Origin of the sequence: Nocardioides pelophilus, from assembly GCF_014180685.1 — a bacterium.
Taxonomy (GTDB): Bacteria; Actinomycetota; Actinomycetes; order Propionibacteriales; family Nocardioidaceae; genus Nocardioides; species Nocardioides pelophilus.
Genome location: NZ_JACEHF010000075.1, coordinates 14,137 through 19,191, shown reverse-complemented (window position 1 = coordinate 19,191; position 5,055 = coordinate 14,137). Strand labels below are relative to the sequence as shown.

6 protein-coding genes and 1 pseudogene are annotated in these 5,055 nt (G+C 70.7%); 1 reads left to right on the top strand and 6 read right to left on the bottom strand.

From position 1 onward, the window contains the following. A pseudogene (locus H0488_RS13240) lies at positions 1 to 262 on the top strand (hypothetical protein); the annotation flags it as partial. A 34-nt stretch (positions 263 to 296) separates the two neighbouring features. Here H0488_RS13240 and H0488_RS13235 read toward each other — a convergent pair. From H0488_RS13235 to H0488_RS13210, 6 genes are all read right to left on the bottom strand, one after another. Next, entirely contained in the window at positions 297 to 788 is a 492-nt protein-coding gene (locus tag H0488_RS13235) for a DinB family protein (protein ID WP_183099742.1), read from the bottom strand. Between the two features lie 9 nt (positions 789 to 797). After that, on the bottom strand, positions 798 to 1,988 hold the full coding sequence (locus tag H0488_RS13230) for a lipid-transfer protein (protein WP_183099741.1): 1,191 nt from the start codon (positions 1,986 to 1,988) through the stop codon (positions 798 to 800). Beyond that, positions 1,985 to 2,374: a MaoC family dehydratase gene (locus H0488_RS13225; RefSeq protein WP_183099740.1), complete on the bottom strand. Its 390-nt coding sequence runs from the start codon at positions 2,372 to 2,374 to the stop codon at positions 1,985 to 1,987. The genes H0488_RS13230 and H0488_RS13225 overlap by 4 nt, the downstream gene beginning before the upstream one ends. After that, positions 2,371 to 2,766, bottom strand: coding sequence for a Zn-ribbon domain-containing OB-fold protein (locus tag H0488_RS13220; RefSeq protein WP_246372051.1), 396 nt, complete (start codon positions 2,764 to 2,766; stop codon positions 2,371 to 2,373). Before H0488_RS13220 ends, H0488_RS13225 begins: the two co-directional genes overlap by 4 nt. Then, positions 2,763 to 3,278 carry an FAS1-like dehydratase domain-containing protein gene (locus H0488_RS13215; protein ID WP_183099739.1) on the bottom strand — a complete coding sequence of 172 codons (516 nt, stop codon included), beginning with the start codon at positions 3,276 to 3,278 and terminating at the stop codon, positions 2,763 to 2,765. Before H0488_RS13215 ends, H0488_RS13220 begins: the two co-directional genes overlap by 4 nt. After that, the coding region (locus tag H0488_RS13210; RefSeq protein ID WP_183099738.1) for an acyl-CoA dehydrogenase family protein at positions 3,275 to 5,055 on the bottom strand (1,781 nt) is incomplete at its 5' end. The genes H0488_RS13210 and H0488_RS13215, both read right to left, overlap by 4 nt.

The window sequence follows — 5,055 nt, the reverse complement described above, 5'->3', positions numbered from 1 at the left end:
TGCCGGGGCGTCCGCGGGAGCGGTCGCGCCGACGTCGACGCCGAAGGCGAAGCCGACGAAGGACCCGGCCCCCCGCTCGACCGCACCCCCACCCGTCACCAGCACCGCACCGGTGAGCCTCAGCAGTCCCGCAAAGAACCGCAGCCGACCCAAGGCCGACAAGCCGAGGAAGGCGCCCGGCAGCAAGGAGGCCAAGCAGGGCAAGAAGAAGTCCGGCAAGGGCGGCGGCAAGGGCGGCGGCAAGGGTCGCGGCCGCAAGTAGTGGCCCCCGCCCGGCGTACCTCTGGGCGGCAGAGTCAGCCTTCGCGTGCCGCGACGACCTGCTCGCGCAGGATGTCGCCGTGGCCCGCGTGGCGGGCGAGCTCCTCGATCATGTGGACGTACATCCACCGCAGGCTGACCGGGCCGAACCGGTGGTGGGTGCCGGTGTCGTCGAGGTCGTGGTCGAACGCGACCCGGTCGGACTCCTGGCACACCCGCCGGAAGTTGTCGCTGATCGATGCGATCGTGTCATCGGGCGCCAGCCGGAAGCTGTCGTCGATGTCGGAGGGGACCCCGACCTCGGCACGGGTGCGGCCGGTCAGGGTGACGTGGAACCAGACCTGCTCGGCGAACGCCGCGTGCTTCACGAGACCGAGCAGCGTGGTCAGCGAGGGGACCAGGCTGCGGCGGGCCTCTTCCTCGGTCAGGCCGTCGAGAAGCCCGAGGATCTCGGCACGGTTGTCGGCGAGGAGGTCGACGAGCGTCTTCCGCTCGGGCGCCGTGGTGTCCGGGAGGTCGCTGCTCACCGGGTCAGGCTAGACGGTCGCAGCGAGGACCAGGCCGCTGGTGGGCACGCCGGTGCCGGCGGTGACCAGCACGTGGTGGGCGTCGTCGACCGGGTTGACCGAGGTGCCGCGGATCTGGCGGACACCCTCGGCGATGCCGTTCATGCCGTGGATGTAGGCCTCGCCCAGCTGACCGCCGTGGGTGTTCAGCGGCAGCCGGCCGCCCAGCTCGATCGCCCCGTCGGCGATGAACCCGGGTGCCTCCCCCCGACCGCAGAAGCCGAGCTCCTCGAGCTGCATGAGGACGTACGGCGTGAAGTGGTCGTAGAGGATCGCCATCGGGATGTCGTCGGGTGCCAGTCCCGACTGCCGCCACAGCTCACGACCGACGACCCCCATCTCGGGGATGCCGATGTCGTCGCGGTAGTACGACGTCATCACGAACTGGTCGCGGCCACTCCCCTGCGCCGCAGCGGCGAGGTACGCCGGCGGCTGGGCCAGGTCGCGAGCGCGCTCGGCGGAGGTGATCACCAGCGCCACGGCGCCGTCGCTCTCCTGGCAGCAGTCGAGCAGGTGCAGCGGGTCGGCGATCATCCGCGACGCCTGGTGGTCCTCGAGCGTGATCGGCTTGCCGTAGAAGAACGCGTTCGGGTTGGTCGCCGCGTGCCGGCGGTCTGCGACCGCGACCCGACCGAAGTCCTCCGAGGTCGCGCCGTACTCGTGCATGTAGCGGCGGGCCTGCATCGCGACGGTCGCCGCGGGCGTGCCGAGCCCCATCGGGTAGGTCCACGCGTTGTCGAGCCCGTTGGTGTTGACCTGGGTCGCGGCCGCGACCGACACCTGGCCGAACCGGGACTCCGAGCGCTCGTTGAAGCCGCGGTAGGCGACGACCACGTCCGCGACACCGGTGGCGACCGCCATCGCGGCCTGCTGCACCGTCGCGCAGGCCGCACCGCCGCCGTAGTTGATCCGGCTGAAGAAGCGCAGCTCCTCGATGCCGAGCTCGCGCGCCAGCGCGATCTCGGAGGAGGTGTCCATGGTGAAGGTGGTCAGCCCGTCGACGTCGGCGACGGTGAGGCCGCAGTCCGCGAGCGCGTGCTGGACAGCTTCGACGGACAGCTGCAGCTCGGAACGGCCGGACTCCTTGGAGAACTCGGTCGCGCCGATGCCGACGATGGCGGCCTTGCCTCGCAAGGTTCGCGCATCCTGTGTCCCGGTCATGCGGCCACGACCTTGACCGTGCCGGTGACGTGATCGCCGAGCGACACCTTGCCGACGATCGAGATCGTCGCGATCCCGTCCTCGACGGAGTCGACGGAGCCGCTGAACGTCAGCGTGTCGTAGGGGTGCGCGGGCGCCCCGAGCCGGATCGCGATCCCCTTGAGCTCGCAGTCGTGCCCGACCCAGTCGGCGACGAACTTCTCGACCAGCCCGTTGGTGGTCAGGATGTTCATGAAGATGTCCTTGGACCCGGCCGCCTGGGCGACGTCACGGTCGTGGTGGACGTCCTGCCAGTCGCGGGTGGCGATCGCGGTGCTCACGATCGTGGTCGGGGTCAACGGAAGGCTCCACTCGGGAATCGCCTGCCCGGTCTCCAGCTTCCTCATGCCTGCCTCCAGACGGGAAGGGTCAGCTCGTCGTCGACCCGGTTGTAGTCGACGCGTAGCCGCATCCCGATCTCGATCGCTCCGTCGCCCTCGGCCGGGACACCGACCACCTCGCCGACCATCCGCACGCCCTCGTCGAGGTCGATCAGGGCGATCACGATGGGCAGCTCCTTGCCGGGCACCGGCGGGTGCCGGTGCACGACGTAGGAGAAGACGGTGCCGGTGCCGGAGGCGACCACGTAGCCGCGGTCCAGGGCACCGCACGACGGGCAGGCCGGGCCGGGCGGGTGCCGGAGCGCGCCGCACGCGTTGCAGCTCTGGATCCGCAGCTCGCCCTTCTGCGTCCCTTCCCAGAAGTACGCCGAGTCGCGGTTGATCATCGGTCGGATCATGCGGGGTCCTTCGGGATGAACTTCAGGACGCGGAACAGCATCGTGGCCACGAGCTCCTCGCCGACGTACCACCGGTTGCGCGAGGTGACGAAGTAGCCGAGGCCCATGGCCGTGTTCTTCGGGCCCGCGACCGACTCCAGCGCAGTGGTGACGCGGACGTGCTCGCCGACCTTGAGGTAGCGCTCGTAGGTCTGCTCGGTGTTGGTGCCCAGCACGGCGGTGTACCCCTCCGCGGTCAGCAGCTCCATCATCGAGTGCAGCGGGTCGTCGGACGCGCGCTTGCGACCGAGCCCGGGCATGGTCCACACCTGGGCCATCGACGGTGGCGCCTCGCCGTTGAGGAACCGCTCGTTGTCATAGCCCATCGCGTCGAGCCAGGTGCCGATCGTCGGCTGGTTGACCTCCCAGCGGGCGACGGTCTCCGACGCCTCCCCGAGCGCCATGATCCGCTCGGCCTCGGCCATGATCCGCTGGTGCCGCTCGTCGGCGGCCTCGGTGCTCTCGGCGGTCATCGGGGCACCCGCGGCAGCCCGAGCCCGAACATCGCGATCAGCTCGCGCTGCACCTCCTGCACGCCACCTCCGAACGTCAGCACCAGGTTGCGCTTGGCCTGCGCATCCAGGTAGTCGAGCAGCTCCTTGGTCCTCGGGTCGCCGGCGTCGCCGTACTTGTGCACCAGTGAGATCAGGTCGGCGAGCACGTGCTGGACCTGGTCGGACGCGAACACCTTGGTGGCCGACGCGTCGGCGACCTCGATCTCGCCGCTCGCGGCCTGGCGCGCGACGTTCCAGTTGAGCAGCTCGTTGACGCGGAAGACCGCCGTCGCCTGGCCCAGCAGCTCGGCGACAGCGGGTTCGTCGCGCACCCCGGCCGTGTCGGCCCACCGGAGCACCTTGTCGCGGAGCCCCTCGATCCGGCCGGCGGGGCCGAGCATGACCCGCTCGTGGTTGAGCTGGGTGGTGATCAGCTTCCACCCCTGGTTCTCCTCGCCGACGAGCATGTCGCCGGGCACCCGGACGTCGTTGAAGTAGGTCGCGTTGACGTGGTGCGAGCCGTCGGCGGTGATGATCGGCGTCCAGCTGTAGCCGGGGTCCTTGGTGTCCACGATGAGGATCGAGATGCCCTTGTGCTTGGGGGCGTCGGGATCGGTGCGGACGGCCAGCCAGAGGTAGTCGGCCTGATGGCCGCCGGTGGTCCACATCTTCTGGCCGTTGACCACGTAGTGGTCCCCGTCCCGCTTCGCGGTCGTCCGCAGGGACGCCAGGTCGGTGCCGGCGTCCGGCTCGCTGTAGCCGATCGCGAAGTGCACGTCGCCGCTCAGGATCCGCGACAGGAACATGTCCTTCTGCTTCTCGGTCCCGTAGCGGATCAGCGTCGGACCCACGGTCTGCAGGGTGACGGCCGGCAGGTGGACGTCGGCGTACTGCGCCTCGTTGGCGAAGATCGTCTGCTCGACCTCGCCGAGCCCGTGGCCGCCGTACTCCTTGGGCCAGCCGACGCCCATCCAGCCGTCGCTGCCGAGTCGCTTGATCAGACGTTCGTACGACGCGCCGTGCCGGTCCCACGCGCCCTCGACCGGGCTCGGGTCGGCCGGATGGCCGAACTCCTCGGCGAGGCCGGCGAAGTAGCTGCGCAGCTCGGCCTTGAGCGCGCGCTGCTCCGGGGTGAGCTCGAGGTTCTTGGCGTCGGCCGCCTCGACCGGCACCTCGGCGCCCGACGTGTCGAGGGCGTGCGCGAGGTCGGTGCCCCAGTTCGAGAAGCCCACCAGCGGATAGGTCACGTCGACGCCCATGCCGCCGTGGAGGTGGTGGCAGGTGCGGAAGGCGTACGGCGCCACGTGGCTCGCCCAGTAGGCGGCGACCGCGAGGTCGTCGGCGGCGGGAAGGCCGTTGGCGACCCGCCAGACCGCGTTGTCGGCGGCGAGGTCGAGCGTGCGGCTGGTGACGTAGACGTCGGCCATCTGCAAGGAGACCGCCTGGAACTGCGCCAGCGCGCGGCCGAACTGCTCACGCCCCTTGACGTAGTCGGCGGTCAGGTCGCGGGCGCCGGCCAGCACGCCGGCCGCGGTCACGACGAGTCCGGCGGCGGCCACGTCGCGGAGGTAGGCCGCGGCGCCCGCCTCGAGCGGCTCGGCCGGCGCGCCCTCGAGCACGACGGTGAAGGTGGGGGTGCCGGCCGACGAGCTAGCTGGCAGCAGCGTGACGCCCGGACCCTGCGGGTCGACGAGCACCACGACCTCGGTGGCGCTGTCGCTGTCGCCGTCAGTGGCGCCGTCAGTGGCGGTGGCGG